The following is a 24,723-nucleotide window of genomic DNA, read 5'->3' as shown; positions in this document are numbered from 1 at the left end:
CGTGCCGCAGCTTGGACAGCAGCCTGCCACAATGCGCCGGTACCCGGTATGGCACCCGGCAGGTTACCGGTCGGGGCCGCGCACAGCTACACCCCGCGGAACCCGGTCGCCGGCCCGGCCATGGCAGCGCGGCCGGGCCCGGCCGCGCCGAAACAGTCCGCGGCCTGCGGTAAGTCGCCCCTGCCCCGCTGTCAGCCCAGTAGCGTGGGCAGGTCCAGCACCGCGCCGACGCCGGACCAGGCCGCGCCCGGCTCATCCTGCTCGTCGAGGACCAGCGTGGTCAGATCCTCCAGTACGCCGGGGTCGAGTACCGCCAGACCGGCGCTGTCGGACCACAGATGCGTGATCCACTCACCCGCCGGGGTCGCGTCCGGCGGCTCTGCCGGGAGCAGCACCACCGAGGCGCCCGCGGCACCGGCGGCCACGGTTTCCAGTACCGCCGCCGGACTGTCGCCGCGGCCGGCGCGGTAGGTCCTGGCCTCGTAGGTGAGGCCGGTGACGGTGTGCACCCGGGTCACCGCCGCGGCCAGCTGGTCGTAACTCACCTGCCGGCCGGTACCGTCCACCACGACCAGATCGCTGCCGCGCAGTGGCTGCGTCCGGTGCGCGTAGGTGACCGGCCGCGGCGATTCGGCGGCGATCTCCGCGGCGAGCGCCGGATCGTCGAGCAGCAGCCATTCGAGGTGGGGCGCGGCCGGTGCCCGGCCCACGGCCAGTCCGGCCGCGACCGCAAGTTCCGCGGCCGCCGCGACCTCCAGGGCATCGGCGGGCACGAGCGTGGCGCCCGCCTTCAGTACCGCCCAGGTCGCCACCACCGCGTCCACCCCGCGTTCCAGCGCACTCACCACGCCGGTGCCCGGACCGTATCCGCGCGCGATCAGCACCCGCGCCAGTCGCGAGGACCGCGCGTCGAGCTCGCGGTAGCTCACCGCCGCCTCGCCACACACCACCGCGGGACCTTCCGGATCGTCCTCCACCGAGGCGCCCAGGGTCTGGGCGAGCGCGGTTCCCGCGGTCGCGGCCGGTGCCGGCTGCTCGGCGGGCGGGAGTGCGCGGGGGCGCTCGGGCGCCTCCGCGTAGTCGATATCGCCCACCGGCATCAGTGGATCGGCGGCGACCGCGGTGAGCGTCCGCCGCAGCCGGCGGCCGAACGACCGCACCGTCTCCTCGTCGAAGAGGTCCGTGGGATAGGTGAGTACGGCGTGCAGCTCACCGGGCCCACCGTCGGCGTCGTGGCCGGGATCGATATCTATCCGCAGATCGAAGGTGGCGGTGAGCTCTCGGCAATCCAGCGACCACACGGACAGGGCCGGCAGTTTCAGCGCGACCTGCTCGTCGTTCCCCACTGTCAGCAGCACGGAGAACAGTGGATTGCGTGCGGTGGCCCGCTCTGGAGCCGCGACCTGCACGACCTGTTCGAACGGGATATCGGCATTGTCGAACGCCGCCAGGCCGGTTTCCCGTGTCTCGTCGAGCAGTTCGGCGAAGGGCCGGTCGGCGGCGACGCGCGTGCGCAACGCGAGGGTATTGGCGAACATACCGACGAGTTCGTCGAGTGCCCGCTCGCCCCGGCCGGCGACCGGGGTACCGACCACAATGTCTTCCGCGCCGGTCAGCTGGTGCAGCAGCACGCTCACCGCGGCGTGCAACACCATGAACAGCGTGGCGCCGCGGTCACGGGCGAGCCGGTCCAGGCCCTCGTGGACTTCGGCGGGCACCGCGAAACCCGTGGTGCCGCCCCGCATCGAGGGCATCGCCGGACGCGGCCGGTCCAGCGGCAGTTCCGGTTCCCCGGTCGCGCCGCGCAGCCGGTCCCGCCAGTGGGCCGATTGCGCTGCCGCGACCGAGTTCTCGTCGGCATCCGCTCCGAGCACCGCGCCCTGCCAGATCGCGTAGTCGGCGTACTGCACCGGCAGCGGCGACCAGCGCGGCGATTCCCCGCCGACGCGGGCCAGGTACGCGGTCATCAGGTCACGCGCCAGCGGTGCGAGCGAGGCCGGGTCGGCGGCGATACGGTGCACGACCAACGCCAGCACATGCCGGTCGGGGCCGGTGGTGAGCAGCAGCCCCCGCAACGGGACCTGCGTGGTCACATCGAAACCGCTCGCGAGTAATTCGCCGATCCGGCCGAGCGCGTCCTCGGTGGTCTCCGACTCCAGGCCGCCGCGCAGCGCCTGCGCCACCGGCAGGATCTCCTGGTACGGCAGTCCGTCCGGACCACCGGGGTAGCGGGTTCTCAGTACCTCATGCCGTTCCAGGACATCGGACAGGGCGTAGCGCAGCGCGGACGTATCGAGCGCGCCGTCGAGTCCGATGGCGAGCGGAATATTGTGGACCGCCGAATCCGGGACGAGCCGATCGCCCGGCCACAGCCGGTATTGCCGCGGAGACAACGGGATTCGTTCGGGCCGATCGACCCGCGCCAGCGCCGGTCGCTCCACCTGGGGGACGACTCCGGGAACCACCCGCGCGGCCAGCGCGGCCACCGTCGGCGCCTCGAACAGCACGCGTACCACGAGCTCGGCCGACAGCGCCTCGTTGATCCGGGCCACCGCTCGGATGGCGGTCAGCGAATTACCCCCGAGCGCGAAGAAATCGTCCGCGGCGCCGACGCGTTCGACGTCGAGCAGATCGGCGAACACACCCGCCACCACCGTTTCCACCCGGCCCGCCGGGGCGGTGTAGGGCGCCCGGCCGGCCACCGCCGGAACCGGTAGCGCGTCCCGGTCGAGTTTCCCGTGCGGGGTCAGCGGCAGCTCCTCGACGACGACCAGGGCCTCGGGAACCATGTATTCCGGCAGGAATTCGGCCACCTGCTCGCGCAACAGCGCCGGATCGAGCACGACCTCCTGCTCCGCGGCGGGCACCGCATAACCGAGCAGCCGGTCCCCGGCCACCTCGTCGGTACGCACCAGCGCGACCGCCCGGCCCACCCCCGGGCAGCGCAGCAGGGCCGATTCGATCTCGCCGAGTTCGATCCGGAACCCCCGCAACTGCACCTGCGCATCGCCACGGCCGGCATATTCCAGATCGGCGCGGCCACCGAAAGCGGCCCAGCGGCCGATATCACCACTGCGATACATCCGTGACCCCGGCGCACCGAACGGGTCGGCGACGAATCGGGTGGCGGTGACACCTGGACTGTCCGGATAGCCGCGGGTCAGCTGCCGCCCCGACACATAGATCTCGCCCGGTACACCGACCGGCGCCGGGTGCAGGCGCTCGTCCAGCACGAACGCGTCCAGACCGGGCAGCGCCCGGCCGATCACACCGGCCGGGTTGTCCACCAGCTTTTCGTCGAGAGCCAGGAAGGAGGCGTGCACGGTGGTCTCGGTGAGGCCGTACATATTCACCAGCCACGGCCCATCCGTCTCGGGACCGCCGTGCCGTTCGTACCAGCTCCGCAGCCGGCGCAGATCCAGCGCCTCGCCGCCGAACACCACATAGCGCAGGGCGAGTGCGCCGGCGCCGTCGCCGTGGGCCGACCGGTCGGCCTCCGCGAGTCGGTAGAACGCCGACGGTGTCTGGTTGAGCACGGTCACCCGTTCGCGGATGAGCAGTTCCCGGAACTGTTCGGGCGACCGGGCGGCCGACCGGTCGACCACCACCACCGATCCGCCACTGGCCAGTGCGCACCACAGTTCCCATACCGAGAAATCGAAGGCGACCGAATGGAACAGGGTCCACACATCGGCGTCGTCGAATTCGAACAGCAGCTGGGTGTTGGCGAAGAGTTCCACCACGTTGCGGTGCGCCACGGCCACCGCCCTGGGCGCACCGGTGGAACCGGAGGTGTGGACGACATAGGCCAGGTTGTCCGGGCGGAGCGGGGCACGGCGCTCGGCGTCGGTGACCGGCTCGGTGGAACGGTGGACGGTGTCGGCGAGCAGGATCACCGGCGCGTCCACGGCCGGGACCGCATCTCGTTCGGCGGCGGTCGTGAGGACGGCGACCGGGCGGGCCTCGGCGAGCACGAAGTCCAGTCGCTGCCGCGGGAAGGTGGTGTCGATCGGCAGATAACCGGCACCGGACAGCAGCACACCGAGCAGCGCGACCGGCAACTCCTCGGTCCGCGGCACCGCCACGGCCACCAGGGTTTCCGGGGCCGCCCCGGCGGCGATCAGGGCGCGTGCCACCTGATACGACCGGCTCAGCAGTTCCTCGAAACTCAGCGCGGTCCCGCCGGATCGCACGGCCGGAGACCGCGGCCGCAGGCGGGCCTGGGCCTCGATGAGGTCGACCAGCGTCACCGCCGGCACCCGGACCCCGCCGCTGTTCCATTCCCGCAGCACCAGATCGCGTTCGCCGGGGGCGAGCAGATCGATATCGCCCACGATCCGGTGCGGATCGGCGGCCACGGCGTACAGGATCCGCAGCAGCCGGTCCGCGTGGTCGCCGAGCGTGGGCGCGTCGAACAGGTCGCTGGTGTAGGTGAAGGTCAGCCGTGCCTCGGCGCCGGTATCCAGCAGGTCCACCCGCAGGTCGAGCATGTCCGGCAGGCGGGCGGGCGCGTCCGTGGTGGCCAGCAGCACCCGGAAGGGCGGCTGCCCGGCGGCGGTGCGCACTGTGTCGATCAGTTGTCCCAGCCGTTCGGTGCCGCGGCCCCCGGTCTCGAAGAGCGCGCCACCGGCGACGCGGGCGGTGCCGAGCAGTTCGTCGAAGCGCAACGCCGGATCCAGATCGGTATGCAGTACCGACAATCCGGCCGCGGCGTGCTGGGTGCTGAACGCCCCGACCGCGATATCCCGGTGCCCCGACAGCCGGGCCAGCAGAATGGCCAGCGCCGCCTGTATCACGGTGAACGCGGTCGTCTCCTGATACGTCGCGATATCGTTCAGCGAATCGAGCAGGTCGATATTCAGCTCCCGCGTCACCTGACCGCAGCGTCCGGACGGGGCGGCCGGGCGCGGTCGATCGGCGGGCAGCTCGGCGCGGCCGACGAGCGCGCCGGGGGGCCGCCACCAATCCGCGGCCGGAGTCGAGCCGAGTTCCACAGGCACCGCCAGCAGCTGGCCCACGAGCGCGTGCAGTAATACGGAGAGGGCGCCGGCCGCGGATTCGTCGATGAGTTCCCGGCGGTACCACAGGCGCAGCAGCAGCCGGTCCGCCGGCTCCGCCATCAGCGTCACCGGGTAGTGGGTGAGGGCACGGGAGGTCGGCTCCAGCACTTCGAGCCCGTCGAGGCCACCGGCAGTGGCCGGGCGTGTCGCGCCGACCGGGTGTGGGTCGTAGGCCAGCAGGGTATCGAAAAGGCCCGCCGCACCCGGCGCTGTATCGGCGGCGCTCAGATGGTGATAGTCGCGCAGGCCATGCTGTTCGGAGTGGATGCGGACCAGCAGATCCCGAACGGTCCACCCGGGTTCGAAACGCACCCGCATCGGGATGGTGTTGGCGAACAGACCGGCCATCTCACCGACGCCGCTCAGCCCGGCCGGACGCCCGGCGACCACGGCACCGAACACGATGTCCCGGCGGCCGGTCAGACCCGCCAGCAACAGCGCCCACAGCGCCTGCACCACGGTCTCGACCGTCACCCCGGCCTCGGCCGCGTACGCCGCCATAGCGGCTGTCTCGACATCGCCGAGCGCGAGATCGACCTTCCCGATCCCGGTCTCCGGTCGAGTGGGCGGGGCGAGCACCGGAGCGAGTTCGGTCGGCCGGGCGCCCCGCAGTACCTCCGCCCAGCGAGCCCGGGCGGCCGCGGTGTCCTGCCGCGCCAGCCACCCCAGATAGTCGCTATAGGCCGGGGGCCGCGGCAGCGCCGCCGGGTCACCGTGGCGGGCGTAGAGGGTCAGCAGATCCGCGAGCAGGATCTGCGCCGACCGGCCGTCGAAAAGCAGCTGGTGCGCGGCCAGCACGAGATGGGTGCGGCCGGATACCGTGCGATACACCGTGAACCGCAGCAGCGGCGCGGTATCGAGTGCGAACCGGGTGAGCCGTTCGCTCTCCAGCAGTTCCGGGATCTCGTAGTCGCCGACATCGCCGGACACCAGCCACGGCACCGCGACGGCCTCGGTCACCAACTGCACCGGCGACCCGTCGGCGGCCGTCACGAACGCGGTGCGCAGTACCGGATGCCGGTCGACGAGCCCCTGCGCGGCCCGGTGCAAGCGGTCCAGATCTATGACGCCCCCGAGTTCGACGGCGAACAACATCACATAGTCGTCGGGACCGCCCACCGTGAACTGGGAATGGAAGAACAGCCCCGCGCCCAGCGGGGCGAGCGGCAGCACATCGACCAGGCCCGGGTGCTCCGCGCGCCAGGTATCGAGCTCTCGCTGCCCGACGCGGACCAGTGGCAGATCCGAGGGAGTCAGGCCGCCGGCCGCCGGGTCGGCGATATGCCGGGCGATGGCATTGACCGCGGCCAGCCATTCGTCGGCCAGCTCCCGGACCGCCGGCTCGTCGACGATATCGGCGACATAGGCGAACGAGGCCGTGATCCGTCCGTCGCCGCCGACGACGGCTTCGATATCGATCACCGTCTCCGCCGGCATATCCCGGTCGAACGCGGTCTCGAACCCGCCGAGTTCACCGAGCGGCCGCCAGGCCGTCTCGTCGTCACCCGGCACCGCGAACCGGCCCGTACAGGCGAAACCGATCTGTGCCACGGACCCGTCGAATTCACCGGGGTCCGACCGGCGCAGCAACCCGAAACCGAGCGGCCGCGGGAGGCCCACCAGCTGTTCCTTCACCGAACGCAGTAGCGCGGCGGTCACCGGACCCGCGGCCAGTGCGGCCCGGGGATCGATATCGCCGAGGTCCAGGACCACCGGATATGCCGTATCGAACCAGCCGACAGTACGGGTGAGATCCGCCCCGGGCAGTACCGATTCCGCGCGGCCGTCGCCGAACAGCCGGACCCGGGTGGTCGCGCAGTCCACCCCGCGCCGGGACCGCCAGTTCCGCACCGCCAAGGCGAGCGCGGCCAGCAGCGGACCTTCGCGATTCGTCCGGTACAGCACCGGTACCTCGGTCACCACCACCTCGGCGATATCTGCCGGCACCTCCACCGCGAACCGGTACACCGACGCGTGGGTATCGGTGGTGGGGTCGATCGCCCGTACCCCGAGCAGCGGGTCCGGGGTGGCCAGCACCTTCCGCCACTCGGCGAGAGCGGTGTCGCGGTCCGGTGGCGCGACGGGTTCGGCCGCCGCCTGCGCCCAGCGCCGGAACGACGTGGCGACCGGGGGCAGTTCGGGACGCCGCCGACCGGCCACCTGCGCCCAGGCCCGAGCCAGATCCGCCAGGAGGATCTGCCAGGACACACTGTCGACCACATAGTGGTGCACGGCGAGCAGCAGCGCGTCGCGAGCACCCGCACGACACAGCCGGGTCGCGGCGACCATCCGGCCCCCGAGCGGATCCAGGCGCGCCACAGTCGTTTCCATCGCCGAACCGGCGACCTCGGCCGGACGGGACCCCGCGGGCACCTCGACCTCGGCGAGCAGCCAGCTCTCCCCGACCGGCCCACTGTCGGGAACCTCCCACCGGTACTGCCCGTCCTCGGCCGCCAGCCGCGCCCGCAACATATCGTGCCGCTCCACCACGGCACCGAGGACCGCCGCCGTCCAGGCCCGATCGATCCCCTCCGGCAACGCCAGCACCGCGGTCTGCGCGAAACCGGAATGCACACCCCCCGCCAGGTACTCGGCCAGGATCGGGGTCGGCGGCACCGCACCGATACCGTCGGCCGGGATCGGCGGAGTCTCCTGCTGCCCGAACCCGCGCGCATACCCACGCCGGGTCAGGTGGTCGGGCGGTCCCGCCGGACCCGGCGAAACCGCGTCCCCTCGGGCGCTGCGCCAGTTCTCCGCCGGCCCTCCGCGCTCGAACGGTCGGGCCGAAGGCGACAGACCCTCCCCCGGCCCACCCACGCGCCCGGATTCCGGCCGCGCATCGCGCACCGCCGCGTCCGTCACGGCAGGCGGGACGGCTTCCTCCGCGAACCCACGCGAACGTTGCGGCAGCGCACTCCGACCAAGCCCGGTGTCCCGCTGCTGCGGAACCTCTCCGCGGCCCGGCCTCCCGTTTCGAGGTAGTGCTCCGGGCGTGAACTCGCCGGACCGCTCCAGCGGCACCGCACCGCCCCCGCGCGCAGCCGCGGATCCCGGCAGCACCTCTCCTCCGAGCCCACGCGAGCGTTGCGGCAGCGCGGCACGGTCGAAATCATCGGCCGACCCCGCCGGCACCGCACCGCCCCCGAGCTCAGGCGCAGATCCCGGCAGCACGCCTCGACCGACCTCACGCCCCGGAACCGACTGCCTCCCCGCCCCGGGTCCACGCGAACGTTGCGGTAGCGCACCATGTTCGATCCCGTCGGCCGAACCCACCGGCACCGCACCACCCTCGCGCCCCCGCGAAGATCCCGGCAGCGCACCTCGACCGACCTCACCACCCGGAACCGGCGGCGCCTCTCCCCCCGGCCCACGCGAACGTTGCGGCAGCCCAGCTCGTTCGATCCCGTCGGCCGAACCCACCGGCGCCTCGTTCCCCTCGCGTCCACGCGAAGATCCCGGCAGCGCGGCCCGATCGAACTCACGGCCCGAACCCACCGACACCTCACCGCCCTCGCGCCCACGCGAGGACCCCGGCAGTACAGCCCGATCGAACTCACGACCCGAAGCCGGCGGCACCTCACCCCCCGACCCACGCGAACGTTGCGGCAGCGCAACCCGTTTGGTTTCCTCGGCCGAACTCCCCGGTACCTCGTCACCCTCGCGCACACGCGAAGATCCCGGCAGCGCCTCTCCTCCAAGCCCACGCGAACGCATCGGCAGCGCGACATGTTCGAAGTCGTCGGCCGAACCCGCCGGCACCGCACCGCCCTCGCGCGAAGATCCCGGCAGTACAGCCCCGTCGGACTCGCCCGCTGAAGGCTCTTCGTGCCCGATCCCGCGCCCGCGTTCCGGCAGCACTCTGCGCTCGTCCTCGCGACCCGAAGCCGGAGAGCCCACGGCCGCGCGCCTGCCTTCACGCGGATCACCATGACCGGACTCGTTAATGGGCGTCGGCGCCGGCTCGCGGATACTCACGGGCAGCACTTCGGGCTCCGCCGGTTTCGGCGAGACCGTTCCCCTCGCGAATCCGCGCGGACGTTGCGGCAGCGCACCCGGGTCGAACTCACCGCTCGGAGTGTGCGGAACCTCGCCCCGCCCGGCCCCGCGCCCCTCCGCCCGGGTACCGCTGCGGCCCAGATATTCGAGCTCTTCGCCGCGCGGCGTGACGATCCGCCGCACCAGGTCGCCGGTGCGGTACATCCGGGCACCGGGCCGGCCGAGTTCGGCGCCGAAGGGCGCCGCGACGAAATGCTGCGCGGTGAGTCCGCGCCGCCCGAGGTACCCGTGCGCCAGCGCCGGCCCGGAGAGGTAGAGCTCACCCACCACACCGGTGGGTACCGGCCGCAACCGGGCGTCGAGAACGAAAACACCGGCCCCGTTCAGGGCCGGGCCGACCGTGATCGGTGCCCCCGGCGCCGTCGTACCGGGTCCGGTCGCGATGACACCGGCTTCGGTGCGGCCGTAGCCGGTGAAGAAGTTCCGCTCGTGCGCCCAGCGGCCGATCGGCTCGAAGTCGCATGCGCCACCGATGGCGGCGACCACGTGCAGGCCGGTGAGCCCCGCCGGGTCCACGGAGGCCAGTGCCGCCGGGGTGGTGAGCACATGGGTCACCTGTTCCCGCGCCAGCAGATCGGTGAGGTGCCGGCCGTCGGACGTTCCCGCGGGGACGAGCACCAGCGTGGCGCCGGAGCTGAAGGTCAGCAATAGTTCCAGCACCGAGACGTCGACGTCCGGGGAGCACATGTGAGCCACCCGGGAATCGCTGGTGATGCCGTAATGGTCGGTGGCCGCCGCGACCACCGGGGCCAGTCCGCTGTGCGGGACCACCACACCGGTGTGTTCCCCGCCAGGAGCGGAGGTGTAGGCGATATAGGCGGGATGGCGCGCGTCGAGCATCCGGACCCGGTCGGCGTAGGAGATCGGATGCCGCGCCCGTCGCGTGATCCGTTCGGCCTGCACCGGATCGTCCAGTTCCATCCAGTACAGGGACCGGCCGAGCGCGGATCGATAGCGTGAAGTCGTCAGGCCGAGAACAGCTCCCGAACCGGCGGCCAGCCGGTCGATCCGGTCGCCGGGTAGCCCCGGGTCGATCGGCACATGGGCGGCGCCGGTTTTCGCGATCGCCCATATCGCGAGCACCGATTCGGGGCTACGCGCAAGCCCGATCGCCACCGTGTCGCCCGGTCCGATTCCGCGTTCGATCAGTTCCCGGGCCAGTCGTGAGGATCCTTCGTCCAGCTCCTGGTAGGTGATCTCGCGTTGGTGGGCCGGGTCGCCCGTCGGGTTGAAGCGGATCGCCACCTCGGTGGCGGCGGATTCGACGGCGGCGGTCAGCAGCTGGGCGAACAGCGGGCTTCCCGAACGACGCCGTCGACTACCGAGAAAAGGACGGCGGGCAGTGTGCATTCGGGTGCGTTCACCTCTCGCATCGAGCCAGGTCCCGGCCCCCTACATACCCTGCGGGGGTGGAAGGGCATATGGACCGGGGCCGGCGCGGTGTGGCCATCATATTCGGGAGCGCCCCGGGTCGCCGCCCGGGGAACGAGCCACCACCGGCGGGCCGTCACGCCCCGCCGCGAGGTTTCCGCCGTTCGGGTTCCGCCGCTACACCGGAAGCACAGGCCCGGACGTCGCCGCCCATCCCCGGCCACTGCACGGGTTCACAACCAGCCGCGCCGGATCGCCTGTACGCCGGCCTGGAACCGGGTGCTGGCGCCGAGCCGCTCCAGCAGCCGGGCGGTGCGCCGGACCACGGTGCGCCGCGACATACCGAGCCGGCGGGCGATCGTATCGTCGGTCGCCCCCATCCCCATCATGGTGAGGATGGCGCGGTCGCGTTCGTCGAGTTCGTCGGCTTCCGGTTGCACCGAGATCGGCGCGGACAGCGTCCACAGCACATCGAAACTGCGGATCAACATATCCAGCAGTGGTGACCCGTTGATCCGCAGCGCCATCGGGTCGGGGCGGCGTTCGTCGGTGTGCAGCACCAGGCTGGCGCGTTCGTCGTCGGCGATGATCAGCTTGAACGGCGGATCGGGCAGGGTACGGGCCTGCGCGCCACGCGCATTGGTGGCCAGGGTGTGCCGTAGCCGGTCCGCGTCCTGGTAGATCGTGTCCTGGTAGAGGATCCGGTATCGGACGCCCTCGGCCATCCGGGTCTGTTTGAGTTCGGCGATCCGGCTGTCGCGTTCGGGGTCGCTGATATGCGGGCTGCGCTCGACCATTTTCACCGAGCTGTCGGCGTTGGCGTGCAGCGACTCGAAATCGGCCAGCAGTTCGGCCCGTTCGAAGACCGGCGAGATCACGCCGTTCCAGCCTTGCGAGCGCCGGACGGAACGGAAGGTCTCGCTGAGCCGGGCCGCGGCCGCGTGCATGGTGCTGATCTCCTGGCGCCGCCGCCGAGCTTCGGCTTCGGACAGCGATTCCGGCGCTTGGGCGTCCCAGCGCGGGGTGCCGTCGGGCTCGGTGAGCCGGATCACGGCACGCAGCCCGCACAGATCGTCGAGCGCTTTCTCGACCACGGTCTCCGACAGTGCGGTGTGCCGGGCGATATCGGCGAGCCCCGAACGCGGCCGCTGCACCAGCGCCGCGTACACCCGACCGTGGATCGAGTCGGGTTCGAAGATATCGGCCAGTTCGGTCACGCCGGACGTCCGCAGTTCTGCCTGCAACCCCGCGGGGGTGGCGAGGATCGGGCGGTCGAGCGATTCTGTCGATCTCAGTGCGAGGGTCCCCACTCCAGCGGCACCCCCTTGGACACCATCCAGGTCATCGGATCGATTTTGTTACCACCTTGGTCCCAGATCTCCAGATGCAGGTGGGGGCCGGTGGATTGCCCGCGGTTGCCCACGGTGGCGATCACATCACCCGCGTTCACCCGCTGTCCTTCGCTGACGTAGATATCGTTGACGTGCCCGTAGACGCCGGTGGTGCCGTCGTCGTGCAGGACCCGGACCCACATTCCGAATCCGGAGGCCGGACCGGCCTCGACCACCGTGCCGGAGGCAACCGATTTGATCGGCGCGCCGAGTGTATCGGCGAAGTCGATACCGTAGTGCATGGCGCCCCACCGGCTGCCATAGGTGGAGCTGACGACGCCGGCGACCGGCCGGACCGCGGCGGCGGGGGCGAGCTGCTGATGCAACTGCTTCAGGGTCTGCTCGGCCTGGGTCAGCGGAGCGGCGACCTCGGGCGGCAGATTCTGCAGGCCGAACGGTGCGGCCACCGGCGCGGGTGCGGCGATCGGGGCGGCCTGGACCGGCGCGGGCTGCTCATCGGCGACCGGTGCGGCCTGCGCCATCCGCTCGGCGGAGGCGGGCGACGCGTCCGCGGCGGGTGTGACCGGTTCGGCCTTCACGGCCTCGTCGTCGCCACCGCCGGGCAGCAGCGGTGTGGCGTAGGCGATGGCGGGGGCGATCTGGGAAGCGGTACCGATCAGCGCGCCGGCCGCGACAGCGGCTCCGGCTGCGGCGCGGACCTTTTCGGCCGCGGTGGCGGCGGCGCGGTGGCGGCGGGGGCGGACCTGCACATCGTCACCGACAAGGCTCATAACGGTGATGGAGCTGGGGCCTAGTCGATGGTGCGCCAAAGGTCCGTCCTCGCTATCCGGTCATCAGGGTGGAACGCCGTGCACGGATCCAGCTACTCGAGCCGGGTAAACGTAACGTTTCGGCATCCGTTGTGACGGTAACTCTACCGCCCCGTGACCGAATCGCAACCTTTTCAGAAAAAGGCCAGTTCAGATAAGTAATACCGTCTGCACGCCCAGTTGTGAACACTGTCTTTTTCGTAATATTTGCGAGCTTCTCATGCCGACCCCTCGCGGCGCGGTCACCCCTCGGCAAACCCCACACGCCGCCCCCCGACAGCGACCATCCCGCACGCCCCACGCAGCGGGCCGCCATCACAGCAATGAACCCGCTACCGCCAAAGCCGCGCCCCGCGAACGACTTTCACGACCATTCCACTGCTATTGACAACCAATTTCGATTAGACTCGACCCGGCAGATCTGCACGCGGGTTTCCGCACCCTCAGTTGCAAGACCAGTTGACCCAGGAGGTCGCCGTGTCCCTAGATGTCCCCACCGCTCTACTGGAACGTGCCGAGCGCGGTGATGTCACCGACGCCGAATTCGTCGAATGTGTCCGCAACTCGCTGCCCTACGCATGGGAGGTCGTCAGCCGCGTCGCCGGCGAACTCGGTTCCGGCACGGCGGAATTCGCCGACAACGAGGTGGAACCGCCGGATGAGACGGCCCGCGGTCAGCTGCTGCGCGCCCTGGCCTCGGATGCCATCCGAGGCGGCCTGGAACGGCACTTCGGCGTCAAACTGGCGTTCCAGAACTGCCACCGGGTGGCGGCGTTCCCGCTGTCGTCGGTCGGCGGTGAGACCTACAGCCGCTTCATCAGCCCCCGCAACCAGTTGCTCAACCAGAGCCCGGAACTGCGTAACTGCTGACCCGGCAAGGTCCCCGGCGCGAATTCGCGCCGGGGACCGCGCATCCGGCCGGCAACCCCGGCCACGAAGCCTCAGTGCACGGTCGTGACGATCAGCTCCCCGTCCGCGTGCTGAGCCCGCAGCCGTTTCTTGTCGAACTTGCCGACGCTGGTCTTGGGCACCTCCGTGATGAAGGTCCAGTACTCCGGCAGCTGCCATTTCGCGAAACGATCCGCGAGGAATTCGCGCAGTTCCGCCGGTTCCACCGACGCACCCTCGGCCGGCACGATCGCCACCAGCGGGCGCTCGTCCCACTTCTCGTCGGGGATACCGATCACCGCCGCCTCGGCCACCGCGGGATGCCCCATCACCGCGTTCTCCAGGTCCACCGAGGAGATCCACTCACCGCCGGACTTGATCACATCCTTCGACCGGTCGACCAGCGTCAGGTAGCCGTCCGGGCTGATCTTGCCCACATCGCCGGTGCGCAGCCACCCGTCGTCGAACTTGCCGGGGTCCACCGCCACCCCGTCGGGCGAATAGTAGGAGCCGGTGATCCACGGCCCACGGACCTCGACTTCGCCCAAAGAATTTCCGTCGTTGGGCACGACATTCCCGTCGTCGCCGACCAGCCGGGCCTGCACCCCGGCCGGGAAGCGCCCCTGGGTGACCCGATAGCCCCAGGCCTCCTCCTCGGTCACCCCTTGCGGCGGCTGCGCCACACTGCCCAGCGGCGAGGTCTCGGTCATCCCCCAGGCGTGGATCACCCGCACGCCGTGCTTCTGCTCGAATGCCTTCATCATCGACGGCGGCGCGGCCGCACCACCCACCACCACCGAACGCAGATGCGTGATGTCCTGTGGCTGCGCCTCCAGCGCGGCCAGCACCCCGCCCCAGATGGTCGGCACCGCCGCCGCGAAGGTCGGTTTCACCGCGGCCATCATCTCCAGCAGCGGCGCCGGCTGCAGGAACCGGTCCGGCATCAGCAGATTCGCCCCGGTCAGCAGTGCCGTGTAGGGCAGCCCCCAGGCATTGGCGTGGAACAGCGGCACGATCGCGAGCATGGTGTCGTCGTTGCGTGTCCCCATCGAGGAGGGCGTGGTCGCCTGCATGGCGTGCAGCCAGTTGGACCGATGGGAGTAGACGACGCCCTTCGGGTCACCGGTGGTGCCGGAGGTGTAGCACATCGACGACGGTGAGCGCTCGTCCAGCACCGGAAAGTCGAACTCGGCCGGGTATTTCGCCAGCAGCTCGGTGTAATCGTGGACGGTCACGCCCGCGGGCGCGGCCAGCGACGCGGCGTCGCCGTTCACCACGATCACATGCCGGACCGTTTTCAGATGCGGCAGGTACTGGGCGAACAGCGGCACCAGACTGGCGTCGACGAGTACCACCTGATCCTCGGCATGGTTCGCCACGAAGATCAACTGCTCCGCCGAGAGCCGGATGTTCAGCGCGTGCAGCACCGCTCCCATGGCCGGGATCGCGATATAGGCCAGGAAATGCTCGTTGTTGTTCCACATGAACGTGCCCACCCGGTCGCCCTCGCCGATACCCAGATCGGTGAGCGCGTTGGCCAGCCGGGCCGAGTCGGCCCCGACCTCACGGTAGGTCATGGTGCGCACTCCGTCCCCGGTCCAGGTGGACACCGTGGAATCGCCGACGAAGGTGGACGCGTAGCGCAGCAGCGTGGCCAATGACAGCTGGTCGTCCATCATGGTGCTCAACATCGGAAATACCCCTAACTCATCTGGGCGGCGGACGGTCGCGCGGTGAGTCCCGACCACGCCCCTGTGAGACACAGGAATGGGAATGACTCACATCACACACCGCCGAACACTACCGTGCAGTAGCCGGGCGTGGTGAAGGTAGACGGAAACCGGATGGACTTACCGGTGGCGCTGGTCAGCGCGGCAAAGGGGCGAACCGATGATCGGCGCCGGACGGCGGGATGGAACGCAATGCCCGCGACGCCCCCTGCGGGCCACCGGCACTGCGCCATCGCCGCCGAGCACTCCACTGTGATAACGGGGATTCCGGCCCGCTGCCAAGTCAGATAACGAAATGACATCCAAACGAGACACGAACCCAGTTCATGACCCATTGATAGGACGAATATTCGCAGCTCGGAAGCCCGTGGACCACCGGTTTCGGCCACTCACGCCGATAGCGCCGGATCGGGCGAGCGCTCGCTTACATATGCACGCGCATCGCCTCCGTGGGCGCGATTTCGTGGCCGAAAATCTCGATTCGATGTCCGTCGTTCTCTTCGACGACACCGTCCCCCGACCTACTCTGAGACCATGACATCGCCGTCGATCATCATCATCGGGGCCGGGTTCGGTGGGCTCGGTATGGGACTGGAGCTCCTGCGTTCCGGCGTGAAAGATTTCGCCATCCTCGAACGCGCCCAGGACTTCGGCGGCGTCTGGCGCGAGAACACCTACCCCGGCGCGGCCTGCGATGTCCCGTCCCCGCTGTACTCCTGGTCCTTCGAACCGCGCTCCGATTGGCCCCGCCGCTTTTCCGAGCAGGCCGATATCCACGCCTATATGCGCCGCGTGGTCGGTAAATACGATCTCGAACGCCATATCCGCTTCGGCACCGAGATCAGCGACGCCGAATACGACGAGACCACCGCGAAGTGGCAGCTCCGCACGACCGACGGCGAACAGCTCACCGCCGACGTCCTGATCTCCGCCGTCGGCCAGCTCTCCCGCCCCGCCATGCCGAACATCCCCGGTATCGACACCTTCGCCGGCCCCGCCTTCCACTCCGCCGAGTGGGACCACGCGATCGACCTCACCGGTAAACGCGTCGCCTGTATCGGGACCGGCGCCAGCGCCATCCAGTACATCCCCCGTATCCAGCCGATCAGCGAACACCTCACCCTCTTCCAGCGTTCCGCCGCCTGGGTCCTGCCCAAGGCCGACGCCGCCTACGCCCCCCGCCACCACGCCGTATTCAAGTACGTTCCGCCGGTCCGCTGGGCCGAACGCTTCGGCTGGTGGATGTTCTTCGAGGTCATGGCCTTGGCCCTCACCGACCTCCAGGGCATCCAGGCCCCCGTCGTGAAGGTCGCCGACGCCCACCGCGCCCGCCAGGTCCCCGACCCGATCCTGCGCGAGAAACTCACCCCCGACTACGCCCCCGGCTGCAAACGCGCCCTCTTCTCCAACGACTACTTCCCCGCACTGAGCCGGCCGAACGTCACCGTGGAGACCAACCCCATCACCGAGATCACCCCCACCGGCGTACGCACCGCCGACGGGATCCACCACGAAGTCGACGTCATCATCTACGGCACCGGCTTCAAGGGCACCGAATTCCTCGCCCCCATGAACATCTACGGCGAGGCCGGCCGCAAACTCGCCGACACCTGGGCCGCCGAAGGCGCCCGCGCCTACCTCGGCGTCTCGGTACCGAAATTCCCCAACCTGTTCATGATGTACGGCCCGAACACCAACGTCGGCTCGGGCTCCATCGTCTACATGCTGGAAGCACAGGCCCGCTACATCCGCCAGGCCGTCGAACACCTGCGCGACAATCCCGGCCGCGGCCTCGCCGCCCGCCCGGAAACCGAACAGCGCTGGGACGATTGGCTCCAGAAACGCCTGAAGGACACCCCCTGGAACTTCTGCTCCAGCTGGTACCGCAACGCCTCGGGCCGCATCACCAACAACTGGCCGGGCGCCACGGTCCTCTACCGCTGGAAGACCCGCCGCTTCGACCCCGCCGACTACGAGACCAGCCGCGCGGCCTGACCCCCACCCCGGGGCCGCTCCCCACGATGCGGCCCCGAAGCGGGTGACCCGGTAGACTCTGCCCACCGGCCACGGCCCGGGCCCTCGTAGCTCAGGGGATAGAGCACCGCTCTCCTAAAGCGGGTGTCGCAGGTTCGAATCCTGCCGAGGGCACAACATCTGTGCAGGTCAAGCGGGCTTCTTCTCGGAGCCTTCCAGGCCCGCCGCTCCCCCGGTCCGCAGCCAGTCCGCAGCGAATCCAGTGCGGGCCGAATCGAGTCTTCTGGCCACATCATCCAGATCGTCATCGAACAGATCCGCGTAGAAGTCCAGAGTGGTACTCGGCTTGTCGTGGCCCAGCATCCGTTGGAGAGCGAGCACCGACGCCCCTGGGACACAGCAAGCGAGGCGGCCGTGTGCCGAAGCTCGTGCGGAGTGAGCCCCGCCAACCCCGCAGCCTTCGCAGCACCATCGAACCAATCACGCCGCATGTTCCGCACCCGCAGGACCGCACCCTGTGACGAGGTGGAGACCTCCGCGTCATCACGTCGGCCGGCCACGCGCTCATTCATCGGGTCGACCAGGAATGCCGGGAACGCGACACTTCGTCGCTGGTGATCCTTCGGGGCCTTGATCACCAGTTGCCCATCCACCTCGGTAATCGTCCGCTCAACCTGAATCCGCCTGCGCCCAATCTTGATTGCCGAAACTTGCATACCCGCAGGCGCAGCGAACCGCGGGCCGCAGTAGGCCAGCACCATCACCGTGAGCCAGTTGGAACCCGCATACTCGGCCAGCCGCTCGACCTCGACGCCGGACAGATAGCGCCGTTTGGCGAGTCGCTGCTTCGGTCGGTCCACAGTGCGGCACGGGTTGACCGCAATCTTGCGAGTCTTGACCGCGTGATCACAGATCTGGGACAGGACCCCGAGGTTCTTCCGGAGGGGTGCCACCAGCCGCACCCGCGTCCACCTGGGCAGTGACCCATGCCTGAAGGTCGTCGTGCATATCCACCCGATCAGCAAGCCGCACGCTCCCCCACCTCGGGAGAATATGCCGCTTCACGATCGACTCGTACCGGGACCGTGTCCCACGTTCCCATGAGGGATGTCCGGCCAACCCGCTTGCGCAACCACATCGACGGTCACCCGCCCAGCGGATGGCGGCGCGTGCAGACCCACGGCCACTGCCGAAGTCTGGCCGTCCGGCCAGGTCTGGACATCCGTTTTCCGCGCAGAGCTTTTCGCGTGTTCCCTCCCCGCACTGTCGACGTACCGAGCCATCCAATGCTTACCGCGAGGATTTTGGTAAAGCCATCGTATTGCCCGGCATGCAAGCCGCCGAGCAGGCCGGTGTCCCTGCGTTTCTAGAAAACTCGGATGAGCTCAACCTACGGTTCTACCGGCGGCTCGGCTCCGAGATGACTGCCGAGGTGGCCATTCCGGACAGTGGCCCGACAACGTGGTGCATGCTGCGACGCACGGGCACCTGACCTTGCTCCGCGCACACGTGTGTGGCCATGAAGCCCCAACTTCGGGAGGTAGCCGGGTTCAAGAACGAGTCGGCGGAATATGGAAGCGCTCGTGATTGTGGAAGCGGCTGTGGTCATGAATGCAAGTGGCGTCACTGACGCGCAACCCGTCGCGCACACGCGTATTCTCATCGATGCAAAAACCGTCATCCCCAGTCGGCGACGCCTCGGCAGTCGCCGTCACCGCGTTCGGCGCCCCGACCGCCGCGGCAATCAGCGCTACAACCAGGGTGCGGCGCACCAGCGCGGCAGTCGTGGGCATTGTTCGCCCCATTGGGTTTCTTCCGTCGCGGGATCTCACACCATTACTATAAGCGCACGCAGCATGGATAAATTCACCGAATCCAGGGGCGACTCGACGATCATCGACCGCGGCCCCTTCCTCATCGACGGGTCAGATCCCGGTCCACTGCGCGGACGACACAACCTTGGACCTGCTCGGCGGTGGCGTGGGTGTGCGGGCCCGATCCTGATCGTCGCGGTGTATCGCGGGGACGAGAGCGAGCGGCTCACCGACACCCTCGGATCACTCGCCCGGGCCGCGCCGCTGCGGCTGGAACTGCCCGGATTGCTCGACGAGCCGGGGCCGGGGCGGGTCCGGTTCGTGCACACGCTGGTCCGGGACACGCTGGTGACCGATGTCAGTCGGATACGGACGACGAGGATGCATGCTCGGATCGCCGCGGCACTGGAGGGCTCGGACGATATCGCTGCGCTCGCCCATCACTACGCGCGCGCAGGGTCACCGAAGGCCGTCGGCTAAATGGCTACCGTGGGAACTCCTTCCTTTGGGAATCCGGCTCCGGAATGCATATGATTTCGGGAATTGTTCTGTAGTGCAGTGAAGGTGAGAAACTCGATGTCCCTAGCCAAGAGAAGTGCCTGGCGAATATCGATCGTGGGCGCGGTGATGTCCGGTCTCGCGGCCGTGGCGGTATCGACGACCGTCGGTGCGGGCTCTGCTCAAGCGCGGCCCCGTGAAGCGTTCTGTTCAGCGGTTCCGGTCGACAGCCGTGTCGATTTCGAATGCACGAATACCGATGTGGGCCCGGCAACCGCCGGAGCATTCGTAATGTGCAGCGGCCTCCGCCCGCTGGTCCAGGAGGTACGGATTCGCCCCGAATCGACAATCCAGTTCAGCCAGGACTGCGGCCCCGGCGCACACCCGGTCTCGTGGAACGTGAATGCCAAGACCGATCATGAGCGCGACCGCGAACGCGACGACGAGATCGACCACGAACGCCTCTCTGGAGACGATCGCTTCTGACGCCGCAGTTCGGTCGCCGAGCGCCCGAACCGACTACGATCATCCCCGCGACGGCGATTACCGACGCACCCACGGTCGAAACGCCCTTGGCGGGGGTGGTACCAACGTATCCATTTGTCGACCGCGGCCACGAGTTCAGCCTTCGTAGCACAGGCTCGGGAATTCACCCCGGATTGCCTACCGAATGTTGCTCGTATACCGGAGGACCGCGATCGACTACACCACCGCACACGCCCGTCTGTAGCAGTTACTCGACGCCACGGACGGGCGAACGCAGTGGCGACACAGAACGGCCCGCTGTGGCCGTTGTTCAATCCGCAGCCGCCCCGAGGGCCGGCCCTGGAGGGAGCGCCGGAAGAATCTCCGCGACCCTGGCCAACTGCTCGGTGAAGGTAGCGGGATCGACCGCACCGATCCGTAACAAAATATGCCGCGCGCCGGCCTCGACGAACCGTCCGAGCTGAGCGGGAACATCCGGACCGGTCATCATTACCTGAATCTGCGCGACGGACTCCAGCGGCATGCGATAGGTGGCCTGACAGTACTCGTCCAGGGCCTTCGCACCACGCTGCGCGTCGTCGTCCGCGAATACGGTCGCGAACAGGGCCGGGGTGACCGGCCGCGTCGCGGTGTCACGGATCGTGCCCAGCGCGCTCGCGTAATCCGCCGGGTCGGGCGGGTACGGCAGCCAACCGTCGTACAGTCGCGCGGTGCGACGCAGCGCGGCCGGGGTGATCCCACCGAGCCAGATCGGCGGGCCTCCCGGACGTGCGGGCGCGGGCACCTCGGGTAACCAGTCGTAGTGCAGGACCTTGCCGTGGAACGCCTGCGGGTTGCCGGTCCACAGCTCACGCCACAGCGCGACCGTATCGTCGAGCCGGGAGAAGCGCGTACGGAAATCCACCCCGACCAGCTCCAGTTCCTTTTCGCTGAAGCCGGGGAAACCGGCCCCGACGCCGACCACGAGTCGACCTTCCGACAGCAGATCGAGCGAACTGAGTGTCACCGCGGCGTGCACCGGATGCCGGTAGGCGGGCATCAGCACCGCCGTACCGAGCGTGACGCGTTCGGTCGCCCGCGCGACGGCGGCCAGCAAGGTGAGCGGTTCGATCCTGGCGCGGACGAGAGAGTCGCCGGCCCAGACGGAGTCGAATCCGAGCCGCTCGGCTTCCACAGCGATATCGACCAGGGTCTGCGCCGAGCCGCCCGCGTCGAGCTGGGCCTGACCCGCTGGAAGGAGAAGTCCGTATTTCATGTGGTCAACCATCGTCGAACGAGGGTATGCACTCAATTCCGTGGAGGGAATATGCTTCGCTTCCCGCATGAGCGGTTTCGGCACGGCACTGAAGGACTGGCGGAAGCGGCGGCGGCTGTCACAACTCGAACTGGCGCTGCGGGCCGGCACCACGCAGCGGCACGTGAGTTTCATGGAAAGCGGCCGGTCCATGCCGGGGCGGGGCATGGTGGTGCGGGTCGCGGAATCCCTGCAACTGCCGCTGCGGGAAAGGAACGCACTGCTGCTGTCGGCCGGCTACGCACCGAGCTACCCCGAAACCGACCTGGACGATCCGGCGCTGCAACCGGTGATGGAAAGCCTGCGGCGGCTGCTCGACGGGCACAGTCCTTATCCGGCGATCGTGGTGAACCGGTTCGGCGAACTGGTGGCGGCCAATGACGGGCTCGACATACTGACCGAGGGCGTCGCGCCGGAACTGCTGGAACCACCGGTGAACGTGCTACGCCTGGCATTACATCCGCGCGGTATGGCGCCGCGGATCCTGAACTTCGACGACTGGGCACAACACGTGCTCGAACGACCGAGGCAGGACAACGCCCGCGCCCCGCACGAGCGGCACATGGCGATGCTGGCCGAACTGGAGGGTTATCTACCGCACCCGCCCCCGGTCGGTACGGATCATTTCGGTTTCGCCGTCCCGCTACGGCTCCGATCCGGCCTCGGCGAGCTGAGCCTGATCACCGCGATCACCACTTTCGCCACTGCCGTGCACGTCACGATTTCCGAACTGCGGCTGGAAACGTTCCTGCCCGCTGATTCCCGCACCGCTAAGGCACTCGAGCATAAGAACCGAGGGTAGAGGACGGAGACGCTGTCCCTCGAATCCCACAAGGCTCTCGCTCTGGCGACGCTGGACAGCCGCGATCCCGTGGACCGTCTCACGCACCGCCGGGTGCAGTCGCGTCTGCTGCGGGGCGGCGGCGCGGGCCCGGTTGAGCGCGACCAGTGCTTTGTCCGGCTTTCCTGACATCAACCAGGCCCGGGCATTGTCCTGCCAGTGATGACCCAGACGGGTCGGCGGAGCTCCGGGCGCGGCGGTGAGCTGCGCGCCTTCCTGTGCGGCACGATGTGGGTCGCCGGCTTCCAGTTCGATCGCGTGCCGGTGGATCCGAACGTTGAGCGGACCGAAAGCGGTCATATACGAGTCTGTTTCACCGGTTCGTCGTGCGATATCGGCTGCCGCGTCGACATGGTCCATTGCGTTCGCGTAGTTCAGTTTCCGCCCTTCGTTCACGGCTGCGGCCAGATGGGAATAACCCGAGATCACGAGACCTGCCGCGGTTTCGTCGGCCGCTGCGATCGCGGTGTCGATGAGCTGGCCCGCAACCACAGATTCCGCGTAGTGCGTGAGGACCCGGGCACGGGCCAACACAGAGAACGCGCCCCAGTGGGCATCGCCCGCCAACGGTGCGTACGTATCGGCCAGATCGAGTGCGGGTAGTGCGAGCAGAAGATGACCTGTGCGCCGGACACACCACTCTGCCAGCACATATGCCGAAGCGAGAAGCGTGTACGCATGGGCTTGCGCGTCACCGGTGAGATCTCCGACAGCACCGTGTGCCCGGCGGATGATCCCGGGTAGCACTTCGATCGCCTGACGGGTTCGGTCGCTGCGATAGAGCTGCTGGGCCGCAGTGAGGTCCGCTTCGAGTTGCGCGACCGGGCCCGGCTCGACCCCACGCGCGTACCGTCCTTCGGCGAGCAGCACCGACAGATCGTTCACCGCATCCGACAACGGTTTGCCGTCGTCGTAGGGTGCGCCGGTCAGGTGTTCCGGTGTTACTCGCAAAGCACGGGCGATCGCGGAGATGAACCCGGCGGACGCCGGTTCCCGTCCCTGCTCCACCGCTTTGATCATGCTGAGGCTGTATGCCGACCGGGTGGCGAGCGTCTGCTGGCCGAACCCCGCGATCTTGCGTTCCGCCGCGATCCGCCGGCCCACGTTCTCGCTCATATTTCGAGAGTAGAGACGGATCACCTCGCTGTCCGTCGAACTCAGTGCAGGCCCGGAAGTCCTGTCCTTACTCTGTCCCTTCAGCAGTGAAAGGCACGGGTTCTGAGAATGGCTCGGCGATGAGTGCAATCCGCCGAACAACGCCGAATCCCACAAGGCTCTCGCTCTGGCGACGCTGGACAGCCGCGATCCCGTGGACCGTCTCACGCACCGCCGGGTGCAGTCGCGTCTGCTGCGGGGCGGTTGCCCGGGCCTTGTTCAGGGCGGCCAGCGCCCTGTCCGGTTTCCCTGCCATCAACCATGCCCGGGCATTGTCCTGCCAGTGGTGCCCCGCTCGGGGCGCGGCCATATCCGGAGGCAGACGGAGAGCGGCGCCGTCGTGAGCTGCCTTACCCGGATCGCCTGCCTCGAGTTCGATCGCACACGCGTGCACGGCCACGTTTCCCGGTCCGAAGTCTGTTGTGTACAGGTGGCTCTCATGGCGCATCGGTGCGGCTATGACCCTCGCCTGTTCGATGTGCGCACGCGCGAGGGCCGGCCGACGGCCGCGCGCCGCCACTATCGCACCACGCAGATGACTGTAGCCACGCAGCACTCGTTCGGATTCCGTATCGCCCGGCACGAGGTCGAGCCCACGCCCGACGAGTCCTAACGCGGCATCGGTCGAGTCGTACGACATCAGCAGCCGTGATCGTTTCATCAAGGCGCGCACGGTGAATGCCGGGTTATCGGTCCGCTGGGCTGCCTGGTCGAGTCGGTCGAGGACGAGGGCGGTCAGGGTGGCATAGCCCAGGCGGACACAGGCGCCTTCCGCCGCGACGTAAGCCGAGCAGAGCAGGGAGTACACCTCTGCTCTGTCCAGTTCCCCGCCCGAGAGTTCGATAGCGCCGTGCAGCTGCCTGATCAGTGAAGGTAAGAGGGACAGCGCGTGACGTGTGCGGTCGGTGCGCATGGCTTTCTCGACCTCGGCGAGCCCGGCGGCCAGTGCCTGCCGATTCGGCGGTTGCGCAGGGCGTATATGGCTGCCCTCGGCGAACAACGAGCGTAGCTCTTCGAGGCCGGTCAGCGGGCCGTCTTCGGCCAGAGTCCCGAGGTACGGAGTGCCCTGCAACCGGTCCGGATCGATACCCATCGCCTTCGCGACCGCCGCCACGAAGCCGGCCGACGCCGCCTCCCTGCCCTGTTCGACCGCCTTCACCATCGACAGCGAATATCCGGCCCGGTTCGCCAAACCCACCTGGCTCAATCCGGCGAGCTTGCGCTCGGCGGCAACGCTCTTCCCGATATGGCCCTCCATGCAGCGAGGGTAGATCGATTTCTCCGAGCTGTCTCCTGTCCCCTGCCTGTCCTTCTGCGGTCCCGCCGCGCACGAAAGTTGCTGGCACGCCTCGCCGTCGGGTGAAACCACCCCGACGGCGAGTGCACACCAAGGGA

Annotated in this window: 13 protein-coding genes, 1 tRNA gene and 1 pseudogene; 6 read left to right on the top strand and 9 right to left on the bottom strand. The window is 68.8% G+C overall.

Features of this window, described 5'->3' with window-relative positions:
- Positions 1–191: 191 nt before the first annotated feature.
- From IG75_RS36400 to IG75_RS0119105, 3 genes are all read right to left on the bottom strand, one after another.
- Positions 192–10,466 carry a non-ribosomal peptide synthetase gene (locus IG75_RS36400; RefSeq protein ID WP_036514511.1) on the bottom strand — a complete coding sequence of 3,425 codons (10,275 nt, stop codon included), beginning with the start codon at positions 10,464–10,466 and terminating at the stop codon, positions 192–194.
- A gap of 254 nt (positions 10,467–10,720) precedes the next feature.
- Positions 10,721–11,797: a LuxR C-terminal-related transcriptional regulator gene (locus tag IG75_RS0119110; RefSeq protein ID WP_245713318.1), complete on the bottom strand. Its 1,077-nt coding sequence runs from the start codon at positions 11,795–11,797 to the stop codon at positions 10,721–10,723.
- Positions 11,779–12,609, bottom strand: coding sequence for a M23 family metallopeptidase (locus tag IG75_RS0119105; RefSeq protein ID WP_036514512.1), 831 nt, complete (start codon positions 12,607–12,609; stop codon positions 11,779–11,781). Before IG75_RS0119105 ends, IG75_RS0119110 begins: the two co-directional genes overlap by 19 nt.
- A gap of 516 nt (positions 12,610–13,125) precedes the next feature.
- Between IG75_RS0119105 and IG75_RS0119100 the strand changes: the two genes are divergently transcribed.
- Positions 13,126–13,518 (top strand): SCO5389 family protein, encoded by a 393-nt coding sequence (locus IG75_RS0119100; protein WP_030522716.1) that lies wholly within the window; start codon positions 13,126–13,128, stop codon positions 13,516–13,518.
- A 71-nt stretch (positions 13,519–13,589) separates the two neighbouring features.
- On the opposite strand, the gene IG75_RS0119095 is transcribed toward IG75_RS0119100, so the two are convergent.
- Positions 13,590–15,227 carry a long-chain fatty acid--CoA ligase gene (locus IG75_RS0119095; RefSeq protein WP_030522717.1) on the bottom strand — a complete coding sequence of 546 codons (1,638 nt, stop codon included), beginning with the start codon at positions 15,225–15,227 and terminating at the stop codon, positions 13,590–13,592.
- A gap of 573 nt (positions 15,228–15,800) precedes the next feature.
- Between IG75_RS0119095 and IG75_RS0119090 the strand changes: the two genes are divergently transcribed.
- Both IG75_RS0119090 and IG75_RS0119085 read left to right on the top strand, forming a co-directional pair.
- A complete protein-coding gene (locus IG75_RS0119090; RefSeq protein ID WP_030522718.1) occupies positions 15,801–17,261 on the top strand; it encodes a flavin-containing monooxygenase in 1,461 nt (486 codons plus the stop codon).
- Positions 17,262–17,341: 80 nt separating this feature from the next.
- A tRNA-Arg gene (locus tag IG75_RS0119085) sits at positions 17,342–17,414 on the top strand.
- Positions 17,415–17,429: 15 nt separating this feature from the next.
- On the opposite strand, the gene IG75_RS39190 is transcribed toward IG75_RS0119085, so the two are convergent.
- Both IG75_RS39190 and IG75_RS39185 read right to left on the bottom strand, forming a co-directional pair.
- A complete protein-coding gene (locus IG75_RS39190; RefSeq protein WP_156058995.1) occupies positions 17,430–17,621 on the bottom strand; it encodes a hypothetical protein in 192 nt (63 codons plus the stop codon).
- Between the two features lie 1,169 nt (positions 17,622–18,790).
- Positions 18,791–19,033, bottom strand: coding sequence for a hypothetical protein (locus IG75_RS39185; RefSeq protein WP_156058997.1), 243 nt, complete (start codon positions 19,031–19,033; stop codon positions 18,791–18,793).
- A gap of 63 nt (positions 19,034–19,096) precedes the next feature.
- Here IG75_RS39185 and IG75_RS0119070 point away from each other — a divergent pair, with 63 nt between their 5' ends.
- Positions 19,097–19,534: a hypothetical protein gene (locus tag IG75_RS0119070; protein ID WP_245713317.1), complete on the top strand. Its 438-nt coding sequence runs from the start codon at positions 19,097–19,099 to the stop codon at positions 19,532–19,534.
- 96 nt (positions 19,535–19,630) lie between these two features.
- Positions 19,631–20,038 carry a hypothetical protein gene (locus tag IG75_RS0119065; protein WP_156058999.1) on the top strand — a complete coding sequence of 136 codons (408 nt, stop codon included), beginning with the start codon at positions 19,631–19,633 and terminating at the stop codon, positions 20,036–20,038.
- Positions 20,039–20,348: 310 nt separating this feature from the next.
- On the opposite strand, the gene IG75_RS0119060 is transcribed toward IG75_RS0119065, so the two are convergent.
- The gene (locus IG75_RS0119060; RefSeq protein ID WP_051714722.1) at positions 20,349–21,293 is read right to left on the bottom strand and encodes an LLM class flavin-dependent oxidoreductase; all 945 of its coding nucleotides are present in this window, start codon (positions 21,291–21,293) and stop codon (positions 20,349–20,351) included.
- 67 nt (positions 21,294–21,360) lie between these two features.
- Between IG75_RS0119060 and IG75_RS0119055 the strand changes: the two genes are divergently transcribed.
- Positions 21,361–22,134, top strand: a complete 774-nt coding sequence (locus IG75_RS0119055) for a helix-turn-helix domain-containing protein (RefSeq protein ID WP_030522722.1) — start codon at positions 21,361–21,363, stop codon at positions 22,132–22,134.
- Between the two features lie 981 nt (positions 22,135–23,115).
- Here IG75_RS0119055 and IG75_RS40295 read toward each other — a convergent pair.
- Positions 23,116–23,289, bottom strand: a pseudogene (locus IG75_RS40295) (helix-turn-helix domain-containing protein); the annotation flags it as partial.
- Between the two features lie 67 nt (positions 23,290–23,356).
- Positions 23,357–24,697 (bottom strand): helix-turn-helix domain-containing protein, encoded by a 1,341-nt coding sequence (locus IG75_RS0119045; RefSeq protein ID WP_247904484.1) that lies wholly within the window; start codon positions 24,695–24,697, stop codon positions 23,357–23,359.
- Between the last annotated feature and the right edge of the window lie 26 nt (positions 24,698–24,723).

This window comes from Nocardia rhamnosiphila NBRC 108938 (assembly GCF_000720425.1).
GTDB classification, from domain to species: Bacteria; Actinomycetota; Actinomycetes; order Mycobacteriales; family Mycobacteriaceae; genus Nocardia; species Nocardia rhamnosiphila.
The sequence above is the reverse complement of the archived record's forward strand: the minus strand, read 5'-3'. Positions and strand labels throughout refer to the sequence as shown.